The sequence below is a fragment of the Acinetobacter sp. NIPH 817 genome, assembly GCF_000368405.1.
GTDB lineage: Bacteria > Pseudomonadota > Gammaproteobacteria > Pseudomonadales > Moraxellaceae > Acinetobacter.
The window spans coordinates 1,950,841-1,967,710 of record NZ_KB849420.1 but is presented as its reverse complement, the minus strand read 5'-3'; the positions used below and the strand labels follow the sequence as shown (position 1 = coordinate 1,967,710).

General features: G+C 39.1%; 22 protein-coding genes. All 22 read left to right on the top strand.

Annotation, left to right across the window (positions count from 1 at the left end):
* The first annotated feature begins 35 nt into the window (after positions 1 to 35).
* The 22 genes from F968_RS12930 to F968_RS12840 all read left to right on the top strand — a co-directional run bounded on the left by F968_RS12930 (position 36) and on the right by F968_RS12840 (position 16,794).
* Positions 36 to 791 (top strand): hypothetical protein, encoded by a 756-nt coding sequence (locus F968_RS12930; RefSeq protein WP_001112409.1) that lies wholly within the window; start codon positions 36 to 38, stop codon positions 789 to 791.
* Between the two features lie 13 nt (positions 792 to 804).
* Positions 805 to 1,755: a major capsid protein gene (locus tag F968_RS12925; protein ID WP_004793730.1), complete on the top strand. Its 951-nt coding sequence runs from the start codon at positions 805 to 807 to the stop codon at positions 1,753 to 1,755.
* Positions 1,756 to 1,799: 44 nt separating this feature from the next.
* Positions 1,800 to 2,132, top strand: a complete 333-nt coding sequence (locus F968_RS12920) for a HeH/LEM domain-containing protein (RefSeq protein WP_004793727.1) — start codon at positions 1,800 to 1,802, stop codon at positions 2,130 to 2,132.
* A gap of 3 nt (positions 2,133 to 2,135) precedes the next feature.
* Complete coding sequence (locus F968_RS12915; protein WP_004793724.1) at positions 2,136 to 2,516, top strand: hypothetical protein; 381 nt, start codon at positions 2,136 to 2,138, stop codon at positions 2,514 to 2,516.
* Positions 2,516 to 2,884 carry a hypothetical protein gene (locus F968_RS12910; protein WP_004793722.1) on the top strand — a complete coding sequence of 123 codons (369 nt, stop codon included), beginning with the start codon at positions 2,516 to 2,518 and terminating at the stop codon, positions 2,882 to 2,884. The genes F968_RS12915 and F968_RS12910 overlap by 1 nt, the downstream gene beginning before the upstream one ends.
* Positions 2,885 to 2,922: 38 nt before the next feature.
* On the top strand, positions 2,923 to 3,636 hold the full coding sequence (locus tag F968_RS19455; protein ID WP_004793720.1) for a hypothetical protein: 714 nt from the start codon (positions 2,923 to 2,925) through the stop codon (positions 3,634 to 3,636).
* A gap of 39 nt (positions 3,637 to 3,675) precedes the next feature.
* Positions 3,676 to 3,846, top strand: a complete 171-nt coding sequence (locus F968_RS20395) for a hypothetical protein (protein ID WP_004793719.1) — start codon at positions 3,676 to 3,678, stop codon at positions 3,844 to 3,846.
* 11 nt (positions 3,847 to 3,857) lie between these two features.
* Positions 3,858 to 4,262 (top strand): hypothetical protein, encoded by a 405-nt coding sequence (locus F968_RS12900; RefSeq protein ID WP_004793717.1) that lies wholly within the window; start codon positions 3,858 to 3,860, stop codon positions 4,260 to 4,262.
* A complete protein-coding gene (locus F968_RS12895) occupies positions 4,234 to 4,602 on the top strand; it encodes a hypothetical protein (protein WP_004793715.1) in 369 nt (122 codons plus the stop codon). Before F968_RS12900 ends, F968_RS12895 begins: the two co-directional genes overlap by 29 nt.
* Before the next feature lies 1 nt (position 4,603).
* Positions 4,604 to 5,002: a phage tail terminator-like protein gene (locus F968_RS12890; protein ID WP_001251837.1), complete on the top strand. Its 399-nt coding sequence runs from the start codon at positions 4,604 to 4,606 to the stop codon at positions 5,000 to 5,002.
* A 1-nt stretch (position 5,003) separates the two neighbouring features.
* Positions 5,004 to 5,222: a hypothetical protein gene (locus F968_RS12885; RefSeq protein WP_001277696.1), complete on the top strand. Its 219-nt coding sequence runs from the start codon at positions 5,004 to 5,006 to the stop codon at positions 5,220 to 5,222.
* 108 nt (positions 5,223 to 5,330) lie between these two features.
* Entirely contained in the window at positions 5,331 to 5,852 is a 522-nt protein-coding gene (locus F968_RS12880) for an SH3 domain-containing protein (RefSeq protein ID WP_000749906.1), read from the top strand.
* A 96-nt stretch (positions 5,853 to 5,948) separates the two neighbouring features.
* Positions 5,949 to 6,302: a hypothetical protein gene (locus tag F968_RS12875; RefSeq protein WP_004793710.1), complete on the top strand. Its 354-nt coding sequence runs from the start codon at positions 5,949 to 5,951 to the stop codon at positions 6,300 to 6,302.
* Entirely contained in the window at positions 6,302 to 7,450 is a 1,149-nt protein-coding gene (locus F968_RS12870) for a phage tail fiber protein (RefSeq protein ID WP_004793709.1), read from the top strand. Before F968_RS12875 ends, F968_RS12870 begins: the two co-directional genes overlap by 1 nt.
* A 52-nt stretch (positions 7,451 to 7,502) precedes the next feature.
* On the top strand, positions 7,503 to 8,420 hold the full coding sequence (locus F968_RS12865) for a phage tail tube protein (RefSeq protein ID WP_000094250.1): 918 nt from the start codon (positions 7,503 to 7,505) through the stop codon (positions 8,418 to 8,420).
* Between the two features lie 69 nt (positions 8,421 to 8,489).
* Positions 8,490 to 9,005 (top strand): hypothetical protein, encoded by a 516-nt coding sequence (locus F968_RS12860; RefSeq protein WP_004793707.1) that lies wholly within the window; start codon positions 8,490 to 8,492, stop codon positions 9,003 to 9,005.
* A gap of 558 nt (positions 9,006 to 9,563) precedes the next feature.
* Positions 9,564 to 9,713 carry a hypothetical protein gene (locus F968_RS20390; RefSeq protein WP_002036269.1) on the top strand — a complete coding sequence of 50 codons (150 nt, stop codon included), beginning with the start codon at positions 9,564 to 9,566 and terminating at the stop codon, positions 9,711 to 9,713.
* Between the two features lie 15 nt (positions 9,714 to 9,728).
* Positions 9,729 to 10,274: a GNAT family N-acetyltransferase gene (locus F968_RS12855; protein WP_000102495.1), complete on the top strand. Its 546-nt coding sequence runs from the start codon at positions 9,729 to 9,731 to the stop codon at positions 10,272 to 10,274.
* An 85-nt stretch (positions 10,275 to 10,359) separates the two neighbouring features.
* The gene (locus F968_RS12850; protein WP_004793706.1) at positions 10,360 to 10,878 is read left to right on the top strand and encodes a DUF4468 domain-containing protein; all 519 of its coding nucleotides are present in this window, start codon (positions 10,360 to 10,362) and stop codon (positions 10,876 to 10,878) included.
* Positions 10,879 to 10,942: 64 nt separating this feature from the next.
* Positions 10,943 to 11,443, top strand: coding sequence for a hypothetical protein (locus F968_RS12845; RefSeq protein ID WP_004793705.1), 501 nt, complete (start codon positions 10,943 to 10,945; stop codon positions 11,441 to 11,443).
* Between the two features lie 122 nt (positions 11,444 to 11,565).
* Positions 11,566 to 11,724, top strand: a complete 159-nt coding sequence (locus tag F968_RS20385; RefSeq protein WP_004793704.1) for a hypothetical protein — start codon at positions 11,566 to 11,568, stop codon at positions 11,722 to 11,724.
* 153 nt (positions 11,725 to 11,877) lie between these two features.
* Positions 11,878 to 16,794: a tape measure protein gene (locus tag F968_RS12840; RefSeq protein ID WP_004793703.1), complete on the top strand. Its 4,917-nt coding sequence runs from the start codon at positions 11,878 to 11,880 to the stop codon at positions 16,792 to 16,794.
* Positions 16,795 to 16,870: the final 76 nt, after the last annotated feature.

Here is a 16,870-nt window from a genome sequence, read left to right as displayed (position 1 = left end):
AAACCCGCTAAGCGGTATCTCTAGGAGATTTTTAAATGCCAGACGAAATCAAAGTTGATTTGGAAAATCCTGAAATTAAAGCAGCTATTCAAGACGCCGTTGATGAAGCTGTTAAAGGTCTTAAAGATAAGAACGCTGAACTTATCAAAGATAAAAAAGAGTTGAAAGATGAACTAGGTTCATTGAAATCAAAGGTTGAGGGTTTAGATCTGGATGCAATCAAGGTCCTGCTTGATAAATCAAATCAGGATGAAGAATCCAAACTTATTGCAGAAGGCAAGATTGAAGAAGTTATTCAGAAACGCACTGAGAAGATGCGTGAAGAGCATGACAAGGTTCTTAAGGCAGAGAAAGAACGGGCAGATAAAGCTGAAGCTTATGCCGAGAAATTCAAGAAATCAGTAGTGCAAAGCCAAATTGTTCAGGCTGCTATTGAACTTGAAGCACTGCCAGAAGCGACCCCTGATATCGCCTTTTTAGCTCAGACAAAGTTTGCATTAGATGAAAACGGCAAAGCTGTGGCAGTTGATGAAAACGGGGATGTGGTCATTGGTAAAGACGGTCAGACACCGATGACCCCAAAAGAATGGGTTGAATCTCTACGCGAGCAAAAACCGTATTACTGGCCTAAACCTAATGGCATGGGCGCACCTGGTAGCAACAATTCAAAAGGTCAGCCAGACATTCTCAAAGCCGATGGCTCGGTAAATATGACCAAATTGGCGCAATTACGAAATGAAAATCCGCAACTAGCTAAAGAGCTAGCGGCAAAACACGGTATTAAACTTTAAGGAGTAAAGCCTAATGGGCGACACAAAAATTGCTGATGTAATCGTACCCGAGTTATTCACTCCGTACGTATTAAATAAAACTGCCGAAAAGTCTGCATTATGGCAGTCAGGCATTGTTGGGGAGCTAGATGAAAAAGTTGCTTTTGGTACAGAAGGCGGTACTACAGTAAATATTCCTTTCTGGAATGATTTAAGCGGTGAGTCAGAAGTACTTTCAGATTCAAAACCTTTATCTGTAAATAACATCACTTCAGGCAAGGACATTGCGATTCTTCATGCACGTGGTAAAGCATGGGGCGCTAATGATTTGGCTAAAGCATTATCTGGTGACGATCCACTTGGTGCGGTTGGTGATCTGGTGGCAGATTACTGGTCGCGTGAGTTTCAAGGTTTTACCGTAAACACCCTTAAAGGTGTATTCGGGGCGGCCAGCATGGCAGGTAATACCCATGATATTTCGGCTGGAACTGGAGCAGCAGCCGTAATTGATGGTCATTCATTTATCGATGCATCTTATAAACTAGGTGATGCTGTCGATAAATTAACAGCGATCTCAATGCACTCATTCACAATGGCTGCACTAGCCAAGCAAGGCTTAATCGAAACTGTTCGAGATGCTGATGGTGTGGTTCTCTACAAAACCTTTATGGATCGCCGTGTGATTGTAGATGATGGCATGCCAGTTGAAGGCGATGTCTTTACTTCTTACTTGTTTGGCCAAGGGGCGATTGGTTTCCAAGATATTGGCGCACCAGTTGGTGTAGAGACTGACCGAGACAGTTTAGCGGGTACTGACATTCTTATTAACCGCCGTCACTTTGTGCTACATCCTCGCGGCATTAAGTGGGCAGGCGATACAGGTATTGCTCCTAATAACGCTGGTCTAGCAACAGCTGCAAACTGGGAACGTGTTTACGATCCTAAACAGATCCGTATTGTGGCATTCAAGCACAAGATCAAATAATGACAAGGCGGGGTTACCCGCCTTAACTTTTTGGAGATCCATAAATGGGCCTATCCGCATTTAACCGCATGAGAGAACGTCAAATGACTGAAGCAAAAGTAACCCAGCTTGAAGAGCAGCTTGCAACTTTACACGGCGAATTCAATTCCTTTCAAAATGATCCTGAAGCAATGAAAGAACGTATTGCTGAACTTGAATCAGGGAATGCTGGTCAGAAGCCTGAAGAAGATAAAAAGCCAGGTGAAGATCAAACACAGCCGATTAACTATGCAGGCCTCAAAGTAGATGAGTTGCGTGCGGTCTTGACTGAAAAAGGCATTGCATTTGAAGCAGGCGCTAAAAAAGAAGAACTTTTAGCATTAATTCCAAAGGAATAAACCATGAGCTTTATCACTGAACAAGAAGCGATAGAACATGTTGAAGGCTTTGATGCTTTATCTGCTAGTGATAAGGCTCAATACCTTCAGATGTCAGAAGCTTATCTATTAGCACGTAACGTTAAGCCTTATGAAGACGTTACCCAAGTTCCTGAACCTCTAAAAACTGCCTCATATCAAATAATCAAGGGCATTATGAAAGGTGATCTATATCAAGGGCAGGAACAGGCACTAAAACGTAAGAAAGTCAAAGCTGATACGGTTGAAACTGAAAAGGAATATCAGGACGGATCAGTAAAGCTTAGTGCGATTGAGCAATTCATTCTTGATTTGATTAAGCCTTACAGCAAACGAAAAGCTGTATTTTTTGTCAGGAAAATCTAATGAGTTTACGTGACGAAATTCAGGCAGATATTGCTGAAGCATTTAATGATGATTTAGCGGACGCCGTTCATTCATTTACTTGTGAACGGATCTCTAAAACGAATTGGGATACTAAAACTGAAACATATGTTGAAGTTAAAGAAAACTATTCCGGCCGTGGTGTTCTGTTTGGTTCTTACAGTCAATATGAGATTCAGACGCTTGGAGTACTGGCCACGGATAAAAAGGCTACAGTGCTTCAGAATGAAGTTACCAAAGAGCCAAAGATTGATGATGAGTGGTTAACAGCCTTAGGCTCATTCCGGGTAATTCATATTCAGCAAGATCCAGCTAGCACAATATGGAAATGTCAGTTGAGGAAGGTTTAATAACTTGATCTAATGTGCCCATAAAATGAGGAGGGGATATGTTTAAGACTAAACTAGAAAAGAAAATACGAAAGATCGGTGTGTTTTTCATCTTGGCATTTTCAGCTTATTTGTTTTTAGCCTTTTTACTTTTAAGTAAATATCCCTTAAATCATTATGAGTTCGACTTAGTGAAATCATATGAAGTTTTAAAAGATGGTTTGACTCTTGCAGCTACATTTCTTACTTCTGTAGTGGCTTTTGTTTTGTTTAGCCATTGGAGTGAGCAGCATAGTTTAATTCGGAATGAAAGAGACATTATACAATTACTTAAAGAAGCAAAGAACATAACGAATGTTGTAGAGGATATACAAGATTATATAACAAGCTATTACGAACGTGGCCTTACAGTTGAAGAACTTACGGAGTATGAGAAAAGAGTAGAAGACTTATTACCAAGAATATATAAACACAGTGACGACTTAAAAGAATCGGGAAAAAATTTTACAAATAATGAATTTCATAATGTTTGCTATAAGATGCACCAAAAACAACTTAATTTACTATACAAAATACTAGCTCTTTTACAAACTTGTAGGGATTTGGAAAAATCTAAGGTTGATCCAAATAATCGGGAAAGTTTGCCCGGTTTAATTTATCAAGAACAAATGGTCAGTGATCGCTACTTTAAAGCTGTGGAAACTTATACATTATATAGTGAAGAAGTTAAACCCCAGATAGAAAAGCTCGCTGACGAGCACAGAATTAAGTAAATACAGGCCCACTTAGGTGGGTTTTTTATTGGAGTAAATATGACGTGGGCTGTATATGAGTTTTATGACAGCATTCAGGTGCTGCCTGATGATGATCTAAAGCCACATTCATTATTTCACTGCGAATGCCATCCCAAATATGAGGATGGCATTTTTATTCATAACTCATTTGATGGTAGAGAAGCGACTGAAACGCCTTTACCTAGTTAATAGGTTAAACCATGGTTAATCCTGATTATGTTCCTGAATGGTATATCTCTCCTTTCCAACATGTGCAGTACACGCTTGCTCGAAATCAACTACACATGGATTTGTTATTTGAAGATATGGATAAGGCCGATCAATTTTTGGATATGGGAGCGGATGCGCAAGTTAGTACTTTTTCTGATGGTGCATATGCAATCGTCCAAATTGGTGATACGGCGGATAAAGACCGAATTCAAGTTTATGGATTGCTTTTACATGAAGCTGTTCATATCTGGCAAATAGTAAAACGGCGAATGGGTGAGCGAGAGCCCAGTGTGGAATTTGAAGCTTATTCAATTCAGGCAATCGCTCAAGACCTATTTGAAATGTTCGAAGCTAGTGAGGTAAGTCATGGGATGGAAGGGGAAAAAGCCGACTAGTTTTAGTCTTGATGTGTCTAAAGCAGCAGAAGCGCATGTAAAGAATATTGTTATGGATACTGTGCAATCTTTAGTTAATTTAAGTCCAGTCGATACTGGTGCATACCGTGCTTCACATATTGTTTCGATTGGATCTGCTGATTTCGGCGTGCGTGGACCTGAAACAAACGCCGTGCAGGATGCCGCTATTCAAGCTGTAAAGATTAAATTGGGTAATTTGGTCTATATCCAGAACAATAAAGCTTATGGACCGCGTTTAGAAAACGGTTGGTCTGATCAAGCACCACAAGGTATTTATGGCCTCACATTTAACTTTATTTCTCAGAAGTATGGCGGCTAATATGGCAATGACTTTAGAGCAGGCGAGGCAAGCAATTGCCGAACGTATGCAAAGCTTTACTAGTATTTCCCAGGATAGAATCCAGTATCCAAATTTACCAGGCTTTAAGGTTCCAAAGGAAGGTTTGTGGTGTCGCTTAACGATTGCGGGCGGTCCAAGTTTTATTTCAGGCATTGCTGATAATCCTTGTACACGCCGTACCGGTAATATTATGGTCCAATGCTTTGCTCGTCCCAATTCAGGAATAATGGAAATCACAAAACTGAGTGATGCTTTGCTTGCCCATTTTGAATATTACTCAATCGATCATCTAGAATGTTTGCAAGGACAATCAATTTTTGTCGGCCAAGATGCTGATTTCATTCAGTATAATGTGACCATTGGGTACAAGGTGAATTGATATGTCATGTATGCTGACTTTAGAAGAAATCGAAATTAAACGGCAAGAACTGGAAAGACATCTTGAAGATGTTATGTCTGTTGAGTTGAGCAAATGGCAATCTGAAAACAAGCTATGTGTTTCTGATGTGAATATACGCTTGGCTAATGTTGTTAGTCTCGGAGGGCCTAAACATAACGTTGTTACTGGAGTAAGTGTCGATTTAGATAATGAGCTTTGAGTTCAAGAAAAAGCTTCTGCAAGGCGATTATTTTTAATGACCTCAGCATATTATTATTTGTGATTACATTCTGTTACAGTAATAGAAATTTATAACAAATGGTAAAACATGAAAAAATCAACTTTAGGCTGGGGTGCCGCAGGATTAGTAGCTTTAGGGATTTTTGGTTCAGGCAATGATAACTCTCCAAAACAAACTTCAGATTCAGAAAATGCACAGAGTGCAGTAGAGGAAGTTATCGAATCAAAATATATTAACACTAATTCTTTAAATATTAGAGATAAACCAAACGGTCACGTAGTAGGCAAGTTAGGACGTGGAGAAAAAGTTGATATTTATGAGACGAAAGGAAACTGGGCACGTATTTCCTTAAATTCCTCATCACCTCAGTGGTTATCAACAAAGCTATTATGTGAAACGGATGGTTGCTTTAAACAAAAGTCTCGATCAACCACGTCAAATAATTATCAGGCCTTAAAATCTCATCCTCATCATTCTGAAAGAAAACAGAAAAAAACCTACTACGATAGTGATTGTTCATGTGCTGTGGTGGATTATTGCGTGGGTCCTAGAGGTGGGCACTACTGTATTACGAGTGGAGGAAACAAGAGATATAAACCTAGATATTAACTAATTTGAATTATGAGACCTCCATTTTGAGAGGTATTTTATGTCTTATTCACTACCACCTCATCGGTGGTTTTTTTATGTCTATAGGAATCACTTATGAGCAATTTTGTTTTTAAGCGTGGTGACACTTTCAACTTAAATCTTCAGCTAGTTGATATGGATGAAACTTTGCAATATCCACCCGATGATGTTCGCCGTGCAATTGATCTAACAGGCTACACATTCACATCGCAAGTTAAATCGTTGGCGGATGGAGCAGTGGTAGCTACATTGACTTGTGCAGCATTAAGCCAGAGCACACAAAAGGGTTGGCTTAATGTGAAATCTGGAGCAAGCACAGCTGCTTGGCCCGTTGGTTTGTGCCAAATGGATATTAAAGCGGTAGTAAGCGGCAACACTCAACACACCGAAACTTTGACTTTCCAAGTGATTGACGGAGTAACAGCATAATGGCAAATCTTGTATTTAAATTTAATTGGGACCATCGACCGTTCCAGTTGAATTCTGCTCAGGGGAAGCGGCAATTCATGCTGCCATTCGCTTCTGGCATTCCCAATTTAAGCCCTAACTTTTCACAAGTTCAAGGAACTGCAGCAATCTCTCAAGGTGGTACAGGGGCAATCACTGCAGCAGAAGCTCGATCAAATCTAGGAGCTGCTGAAAAAGGGGTGAATACTGACATTACTGAAATGAAAGGTTTAACTACTCCACTTTCAATAGCACAAGGGGGAACGGGTGCAAACTCCGCAATTAGTGCGAAAGTTGCATTAGGTCTGGGTGATGCTGGTGCATTGGGATATTCAGCAAATGCGGTTGCTTCGCTTTTTAATAAGACACTTGTTTCCGATTGGGTGTCTGTTTTAGGGCTTAATAGATTTGCCAACATTTCACATGGTGACTGGCAAGGCGGGAGTACAGCAAACTCTCTCTATATGCCTATGCGTTATGGGACATTGATGGGCTATCACGCCAATGATTCAATCGGTACTTATTCATGGCAATTCTTCAAAGGTGTGCAAGGGCACCAAATGTCATATCGATATGGTGCTGGATCTGATGCATGGTCAGCATGGGGGCATTTAAAGACCAGCTTCAATACATCAGTTGATGCAAACGGATTCTTAAAATCAGCCTCACCAGTAGTTAAGTTGTTTAACGACCATATCGAACTCAATAGTGATGCAGAAAAACAGCCGATTGAATTTAAGAAAGTTGATGTAGGCGATTATTTACTTAAAGGCTCTTTAGGCTTTGCCCAAGAAGGTTGGTACATCGAAGTACCCAAAGACGCAAATGGAAACACGATCGTAGCTGTGGTGTATGACACATTGGAAAACGGTGATCTATCTATTAAGACTTATAAACGTAAGTTTGATTTTGAACTTGCTGCAGTTGTTGCAGACTTGGAATTACCTATAGATATTCCAGAAGGTCGCTGGATTGATATTCGCTTGCATGAAGAACCTGAACCAGAGCCTGAGCCACCTACAACTGAAACACCTTTTGATTTCCAACCTACAAACTTATCCGAGGCTGTAGCTGCTGCAATGGCTGGGGTAGAACCGCCAGAAATCTCAGACACAGACGAAACACTTTAATAATCCGCTTAAAAAGCGGGTTTTTTATTGCCTAAATTTTGGAGAACCATAAATGAGTTCAGGCGCAAAAATTCGATTATATGCTTGTGAAGAAGCAGTTTTAGGAACAACTCCAGCAAACCCGATCTGGTACACAGTTCGCCGTGTAAGTGATGGTTTATCTGAAAATGTTTCTACTGAAGAAAGCAGTGAAGTGGTTGATTCACGTTTTCGCCAAGGTGGGGTAGTTACTGAAGCAGAAGTAGCAGGTCAGTTAGAGTTTGAATTATCACTTGGAACATTTGATCTATTCCTAAGTGCTTTAGCCTTCAATAATTGGGCGGGTAACGCTTTAAGTTTTGGTGGTACGGTACGTAAGTCATTAACGCTGGTTAAAGTTTTCGAAGATGTTGGCCAAGTCTTTATTTATCGTGGAGTACAGGTTAATTCTGGTGAAATTACTATCCAGACCACTGGAAAAATTACTGGTAACTTTGGTCTTGTAGGTAGCTCGTTTACTCGTCAGCAAACTAACCCTGTAGTGAATCCGGTGGCAGCCTCAACTCGTCCGCTGGTGAGTATGCCAAACGTGGAAAACTTGCTTGTAAACGGCCAGTCAATTCAAGGCAAAGCATGTCTACAGTCTTTGACCATTTCTATTAACAATAACCTTGAAGCAATCCGTTGTATTGGATCTGGTAAATACACTCCAGAGTTTTATTTAGAGAAGATGATGGATATCGAAGCGAATGCTTCATTCATGTTCTCGGCCACAGCTGCTGGTTGGATTGATGCAATCAAAACCCGTGATGTGTTTACACTGACCTTCGACATCAGAGACAGCAAAGGAAGTAAATATTCGTTCAACTTCCCGCAATTGGAAGTCATGGAAGCCAATCACCCGGATGGTGGTGGTGATGACATCATTACTGTAGATATCAACTTTGCCCAAGTTCGTACAGCGCCAACAATTGTACGCGCTCTTGTGTAATCAACTTATTCAGTAACAAAGCCTATGGAATCCCATGGGCTTTTTTATTTCTAAAAATTAGAGGTTGCTATGGCTTTAAAAGTCGGAATTATTAAAAGCTCGGACGTATCAAAATGGTGCGAATACAAAGGTGCTGATGGAGAGGCACAGGCTGAATTCAAAGTCCGTGGTATCGCATATAAGCCTTTTCAGGTAGCGATTGAACGAGCAGGTAACCAGATCTCGTCTAAAGGCTATGATGTGATGGTCAAAGATGAAAATGCCAAGCTTTATCACGAATTGTTAATGGATGCATGTGCTGCCCACTTAATTGAAGACTGGAAAGGTGTGGTATTTGCCGAAATCGTGGATGGTAAAACTGTTGAGACCGAAAAGCCATATACCCCTGAGAATGCCTCAAAGCTTCTTAATCTTGGTGATATTGGTATTTCAATCTGGCTATTCATTAAAGAACAGGCCCAGAAGATTCAGGAAGACGCAGACAAGGACAAGGCTTTAATTCTGGGAAAGTCATCGAGCTCTATAAGTACCAAAAGACCTATGCGTCAAAAACGCCGCACGAAATCGAACAAATCAAGTTCTTAGGTGGTCGTATTCCTGATCCGCCAGAATATTCTTATGTGGCTGATTCCATTCTTTCGGCATTTAGCACTATATGCAGATCCAGACGGTACGAGCAGAGCATCCCGTTATCATTAGACCAGCATGCAATCAATGTCTATGCTGAGCATAATGATTTGCCTGTGGCTGCTCATATTTTTAATGACTGTATTTTTGCTTTGGATAACCTGTTTCTGGATGAGTGCCATAAGAAGTTTAAGGCAAAAAAATAAAATGTTTTAAAGCTTTATTCCTTAAAGCTTAATCAAGTGCGGGATATTTTAAGAAATAAACTATATACCGCACTTTTAGCATAGTATTTCTAAAATCCTTAATAGCAAGTTTGTTAAGTTGTTGAATTTTAATATTTTAAATTTCAAGGCTAGGTGTTTAAGAATGTAATTTCTAGTTGACATAAATGTCATTAAGAAATATTATATTTTCAATAGTAAATTATATCGTACGAAATATTGTTGAATCGCACGATTACTATTAATGTTAATTTTATTTAACTGATTATCTTATTCTATTTTGGAAATTATTATGAAAGCTCCAGCAATGTTGGTAACACCAACTTTTGGTGTTGATTCATCTCAAAAAATTCTTCAAGAAGCTCAGAAAAAAATTACGCCAGCTCGTAAATCACGCCTTGAGCAGCTTGCTCAAATAGCAAAAAACGCATTTAAAAATTAATTATGAGGTTTCAATTTGTCCACAGAGATTAATATTTCTGAGGTCGAGTTACGAAATTTAGATTCAGTAGAAAAGCATCTTTATCAAGATTTTTGTTGTGAGCGTGAAGAGCTCAATACGTTCTTGATTGAAGATGCTTTTGATTATCATAATTATGGTTTAACCCGAACTACTTTGGTATTTCATAACGATGTACTGATTGGCTATTTTAGCTTGTCAGCTGATAAAATTGTGCTCACTCAAACAGAAATTGATGAATTATCTTTAAATGGGGAATTTAAAGTAACTTATTTCCCTGCAGTAAAGATTACAAAACTTGCTATTCAGAAAGCTTTTGCTGGCAAGGGGTATGGTAGGCTTATTTTGGAATTAATTGAAGGCCTAGTGTATGGTCAACATATGGCTATAAGATTTTTGACTTTAGATGCTGTAAATGAGGAAAAAGTTCTTAAGTTTTATGAGCGAAATGGATTTAATGAAAGTCTCCATGAAGCTAGACAGCAAAGACAAAAGCAAAATAGGCAAACGATATTAATGCATAAAGATATCTTTAGTGAATAAACCACCTTCGGGTGGTTTTGCTTTATGTGACATTTAATGATCAGTTTGTTAAAGTTAGTACACTTTATAACAAATGGATTACATTATGAAAAAGGTTTTAATGGCGGGATTTCTTGGATTCGGCTTGGTAGGGTGCGTATCAATGCCAACACCTACAGATAAACCTATGACAGATATAGTTGAAGTTGTTGATGTTGGTGGTAAAACTAAAGATCAATTATTTGAACAATCAAAAGTTTGGATTGCTAGGTCGTTTAAGTCAGCAAACAATGTAATTCAATATCAAGATAAGGCGTCAGGACGTATTATTGGCAAAGGAAATATTCCTTTTCCTTGCAGTGGGTTTATTGATTGTGGTGCTTTCGGCAAAGACAAGGTTAATTTTACTATTCAAATAGACACAAAAGACAATAAGGCTCGCGTATTTATATCGGACATAACTGCAACCTCATTAACGTATGTTCAGGGTGGAATTAATAATATTGGACAAGAAAGACCAATATTGATTCTTGAGCATCAGCAACGAATTGATGCAAAACTTAAAGAAGTAGTTCAACAATATAAGACTGATGTGGTTAAGCAACAAGTCGATAATAATTGGTAATTAACATGAGCACTCAGGGCATGGGTGTTCTTATTTTATTAAGTATTAAATTGTAGTGATTAATATGAAAAAACTTATTTTATTATTGGCATTGGTTTTATTTCCTGTAATAGCTTTAGCTAAAGGGCTTGGTTACAGCAATACTCAGTGGGGAATGAATCCCGAACAGGTGGTCAAGGCTGAAAAAGGTAAGGCGCAAATTATTAAACCAAAGAAATATGACTCTGGTTTAAGTAAGGTGCAGATAGAAGATCTAGAAATTGATAAAAGTAAATATACGGTTAATTTTATTTTTGATAATTCAGATCATCTAATAGAGACAATAATTACTAGCAATGAAAAAGAGAGTGCTGGAATTATTAATCTGCAATTTGCCTCATTAAATAAGTTGCTTAGTCAAAAATATGGAAAACCTCAGTTTAGTGATGAAAAGACTGTAACTTGGAAAACTAATAGCACTACTATTGAGTTAAGCCGAATTGCAATTGCAAGTATTTCATTTGCTCAGGTTAGTGTGAGTTACTACCCTAATAGTAAAGCAAGTGCAGATGCTTCAAAATTATAATTTTCTTGGTATTAAAAAAGCACCCTAGGGTGCTTTTTTAATACCAAAAACAAAACCCCGATGCGTCAACATCGGGGTTTTTTACAACTTAACCGGAGCAAGATTAAGGAGAAATACAATCTATGCCTGAAATTATAGCAGTAATTGTGCAAAAAGTAGAGGTAATTATGAAAGAACATGGCTACTGGAAAGTAACAGGATCTGTTTTGCTTGGCATTTTGATTTGGCAGTTTTCAAACATACTTAATGCAACTGCCAAATTGATTGAGGTCATTCGATGAAAGAAAAATATAATTGGTGGGATGCATGTAAGTCATCATTCATAATTTCCATACCAATCCTAATCTGGAAATTACCAGAAATCATTGCAGCGATTAAAGCCTAAAACCGACCTATAAATGGTCGGTTTTTTATTGCCTAGAGGAAAGTAAAAAATGGCACAAGAATCACGTCTCGTCATTGTAATTGATGCAAAAAATGCAGAGCGAAATGCGCGTAATCTAGGCAATGAATTAGATAGCATTGAGCGCAAGGGAGACTTTGCCACGAAGTCTATGGATGGTTTGTCTGTCGCTACGCGTCAACTTGCTGGACACATGGCTGGTTTATTAACAGTAGGTTCAGCCATTTCAAAGATGGATACATATACTGGATTACAAAATCGCCTTAAGTTAGTCACTAACAATCAAGTTGAACTAAATAAAGCAACGGAAGACACTTTCCGAATTGCTCAAAAAACCTATTCAGCTTGGGATTCTGTTCTACAGGTCTACCAGCGTTTTAGTGATAATGCTAAAACGCTAAATCTCACAATGGATGACACAGCACGTTTAACTGAAACAGTTTCTAAAGCTGTAGCAATTAGTGGTGCAAGTGCAGAAGCAGCTGATGCAGCTTTAGTACAATTTGGGCAGGCTTTGGCAAGCGGTACATTACGTGGTGAAGAACTCAACTCAGTTATGGAACAAACACCAGCTCTAGCAAAGGCTATTGCTCAAGGCATGGGGATCACCGTAGGAGAGTTGCGTTCAGTTGCGGCTGAAGGAAAAATTACTTCACAAGAAATCGTTAAAGCGCTTAAAAATGTCCAAGATGAAGTTGATGCTCTTTTTGCTAAAACTGACATTACAATTGGTCAATCATTAACTCTACTTAATAATGAAATTACTAAATTTGTAGGAGAGGCTGGTAAAGGAAGCGGAGCAGCACAGGCTTTATCAGGATCGATTCAGTTATTAGCAAATAATTTGAATTTAATTGCAGACAGTGCATTTGCCATAGGTATTGGCTTAATGACAAAAGCCGTTTTAACAAAAACGGTTGCTGTACAAGCGAGTATTGCTGCGTCAACCAAACAAGTGTTTGCCACAATTGCTGAACGTAATGCAAATATTGCAGCAGCAAAAGCTGAAGTGGAATCTGCGCTTGCCGAAGCACAAAGTACGCAGGTGACACTAACGAACATCAAAGCTACTCATGCTCAGATCATGGCAGAAATAGAACTCGAAAAAGTTCGTTTAAAAGCCCAAATCACTGAACAAGGTCGCACGGCTACCATCACACGAATGGCTCAGCTAGGACGATTACAAGCTCAAGTTGCGTTAGAGGTTGCTGCCGCAGAAACAGCTCAATCAGCATCATCTGCAAGATTATCAGCAGCCTTAACAGCGCAATCTGTTGCTACAAGTCGTTTAGCTTTGGCAAAGTCAGCGCTTATGGCGATTTTTAGCCCAATGGGTTTAGCAATTGCAGCAACAGCCGCATCTTTCTATTTACTAAGCAGCAGTTCGGATGAAGTCAAAGAGTCTCTTGCAACACAATCTGACTCGGTTAGTGATTTAACAGATAAGTACATAAAGTTAAATACTGTGCAAGCATTAACAGAGGGTGTGCGGTTACGCAAAGAGATTGAGCAGCAAAATGATGCAATTGATGATGCTAGTGGAGCTATCAAACGTTTTGCTTATATCCAAAAGGAATTATTTAAATTATCTGGCAGTGATTATGAAGATTATCAAAATGCCATTAAGTCTATTGCTACAGGTGCAAGCGATGCAGGTGATCTCTTAAAAAAGATGATTTCATCTGGTCGTTTTAGTCAGACTCAAATTGATAAACTTATTGAGTTCTCTAGTGCAGTAGCAGAATCAAAAAATAAGATTGAGCAGGGTAATACTGCTCTAAAACTCTTAAATGCTACTTCTGGACAACATGTTGAGGTAACGGCCGAATCAATTAAGCAATTAACTATTCAAACCAACTTAACAAAAGTTGCTACTCAAAATTTCACTGACATGAAAACACAAATGCTTGATTCATTACGAGCACAAGTGGAATTCATTCGGTTAAATGGTGGTAGCGAAGAACAAGTTAAATCGTTGAATAAGGTAATCCAGGCATATTCTTTAAATCAAATTTCAGCAACTGATGCTGTGGACAAGTTCAACAGTACTGCCAAAGTTCCTGCTGAAAATATCAAGGGGTTACAGGATTATGCTACTAAAACGGATCAGTCTAAAATTGCGTTGAATCAGGCTAATGCTGAGCTGAAGAAACAAAACGACTTACGTAATGAGTACCTAAAACAACATCAAACTGTACTTGGTGCTCAACAAGGAGAAACAAATGAATTAAATAACCAAGTCGCTGCACAAGAAAAGTTAAATAAGTTACGAGACAACGCCAACAAAGATATTCTGAAAAATGATTTTCTTATAAAAAACACTAAGGCATTTGGTGGTGGCGAAAAGGGTCTTGATAAGGCGCGTGCGGCATCAGAGTTTTATACCGACAATAAAATTCCGATGACTAGAAGTTTAACTAGTCAGGAAGCTGCAATTTTTGAGGCTTGGTATAAGAAGCAGAAGGAAGCCAAGGACTTACAAGAAAGTATTACCGAATCTAGCAGAAAGCAAACAAAAGAGGTTGAAAAACAAACCAAAGAGTCTGCCAAACAAGCTGTTCTACTTGCTGGAAATGATGAGCGAGTGAGAAATATGCTACGAGTGTATCTGGCATTTCGAAATGCAGGTTTAGGCGATAAACAAGCTCGTGTAATGACAGCTCAAGTTGGACGAGAGACTGATTTTAGAAATGAGGCAATGTTTGGTAGCCATAAGGATGAAAATAATGGTTATACAAATACTGGATTTTTATCATGGCAAAAAAGTCGCTCAACTAAATTAATGCAGTCTTTACAAGGGCAAGGAGTCTTGGATAAAAACGGTAAAATCCAGCAAACTCAAGATGCATTAGATGCAATGGCTAAACACGCTGTGCAAGAGGCGATGACCGATAAAAGTTATAGTAAATCTAAAGCAGCTCTTCTTAATGACGATTTAGACTATCGAAGTTTAGAGAGAATCGTTGCCAAAAATCTTGTTGGCTGGGACTATGACGGGAAAAAGCTTGGCAAAGCTAAAGCTTCACAGCATTTAGCCAAACAAGACTCTTACTATAATCAGCTTAGTAAAATTTTAGGAGATAACCCCGAAGCAGCCTCAAAAGCAATCGGCGATCTTTCGAAGTTCGAAGATGAAGCATATAAGGCACGCGCTAAAACTCTTGAGGAAGTTAAACAGCTACAGGCAACATATGACTCAGAAACAGTTGCTAGAAGCAAAAGACGAGAGGAGGAAATCAACAAAGCAACCATTTTAGGTCAATCAAATTTAATCCCAAAAATTAATGAGCGTTTTGATGCTGAAGAAAAGTTAGCTCAGAAGCAATTTGATTTTGAAGTAAATGGTTATAAGTGGACTGAAGAACAAAAGCTTGATTACACATATGAAACCAATTCTTTGCGATTAGTTGCTGAAGGCAAACTCTCTGAAGATCAAAGAAAGGTTGCTTTAGATGGCCTGGAATTGCAAAAGCAGCAAGAACTTGAGCTTATAGAGTTGGCTCGTGAAAAACAGTTACTTGAGGCGAAAAGCTCATACATGGGCGAGACTGAGCTAGCAGTAAGGCGGTATCAAGCCGAGTTAAAAGAGATTGAAAAAGTTAGAGATGCCAAACTAAAAGCTGGGTTGCTTAGCGCTAATAATATGGGGCAATTTCAGACTTTAGATAGCGCATCAGATAAGGTTTTTCAGAGCGGTTTTAATGCTTCACAACAAGTATTTCAACAAAATGACCCGCGAGAGTATGCTCAATGGGATTTGCAAAATCGGTATTCAACTGATGCAGGAGGGCTATTAAATACATATATAGACCAAATTAATGGTATTAATCTAATTGCTGATGAGGAACAGAGGAACTCGCAATTATTGGCAGCGCGAGAGCAATATTTACAATCCAGAAAAGCACTGGATGAAAAATATGCTCAAGATGAACGGGACCTGAATAGCTCACTTTTTGAAACCCAATTGGGGCAACTTGGTAGCTTAACAAGTCAGCTTAGTGGCTACTGGTCAAATATGACTGGAATTGTTAAAAATGCAGCGGGCGAGCAATCTGGTATATACAAGGGCATGTATATAGCACAGCAAGCATTCGCAATTGGCTCAGCCACAATTAGCGCGTTACAGGCGTATAACCAGATTCTAGCAAGTCCGTGGTATTTGGATGTAATTAGCAAATCAACAGCAGCCAACCTTGTGCTTGGGATGGGGATGGCGAATGTTGGTCTAATCGCTGGACAAACTATAGCCGGCTTCTCTGATGGCGGCTATACAGGAAATGGGCTTAAACATACTCCAGCAGGCATTGTGCACAAAGGAGAGGTGGTCTGGTCCCAAGAAGACATTAAACGCTGGGGCGGTGTTGGTTTAGTTGAGAAAATGCGTAAGAGTGCAAACCCTGAAGCTTTTCTCAATAACAATGCCTCGGCAGATAGTGTCATGCGCCGTGCATTGATGAGTTCTAATGCCTTTATAGAAAGCCAAAAGCAAGCTGACATCTTTAATCAACCGGTTCAAGATACTCAGATTATCTATAAAGGTAATAGAGACACACCTAAGTTGGCGTCTTCGGCAAATTCTGACTTATTCCATGATGGCAAGGTCTACTTCTCATCCAGTGGTTTAGTTCAGGATCGTTCAAATCTGGATGATGTTCAAGACTTCACGATGGGTCAAGCTGCTCGACCTCAAGCTGAGATTATGCCTTCAATTGAGCCATCTTCTCCGATAATCAATTTCAAAATTGAAGTGATTAATCAGGTGAGTGGGGCGACAGTTGAAGCCGAACAACTGGATGAGCAAACTGTCCGGATCATTGTTAAAGATGAACTGGATAAGCAGCTTCCAAGAACGGTACCGAAGCTTGTAAGTGATCAAATCGCAAATCCAAACTCAACTATTAGTCGGTCTTTGACTGAGAATACGACAGCGAGAAGAAATCGTACTTAATAATTTGAACCCTTTTCGGAGGGTTCATTTTCATAATATTTAAATTTCAAGGTGATAGAGTCTATTTGCATTTAAA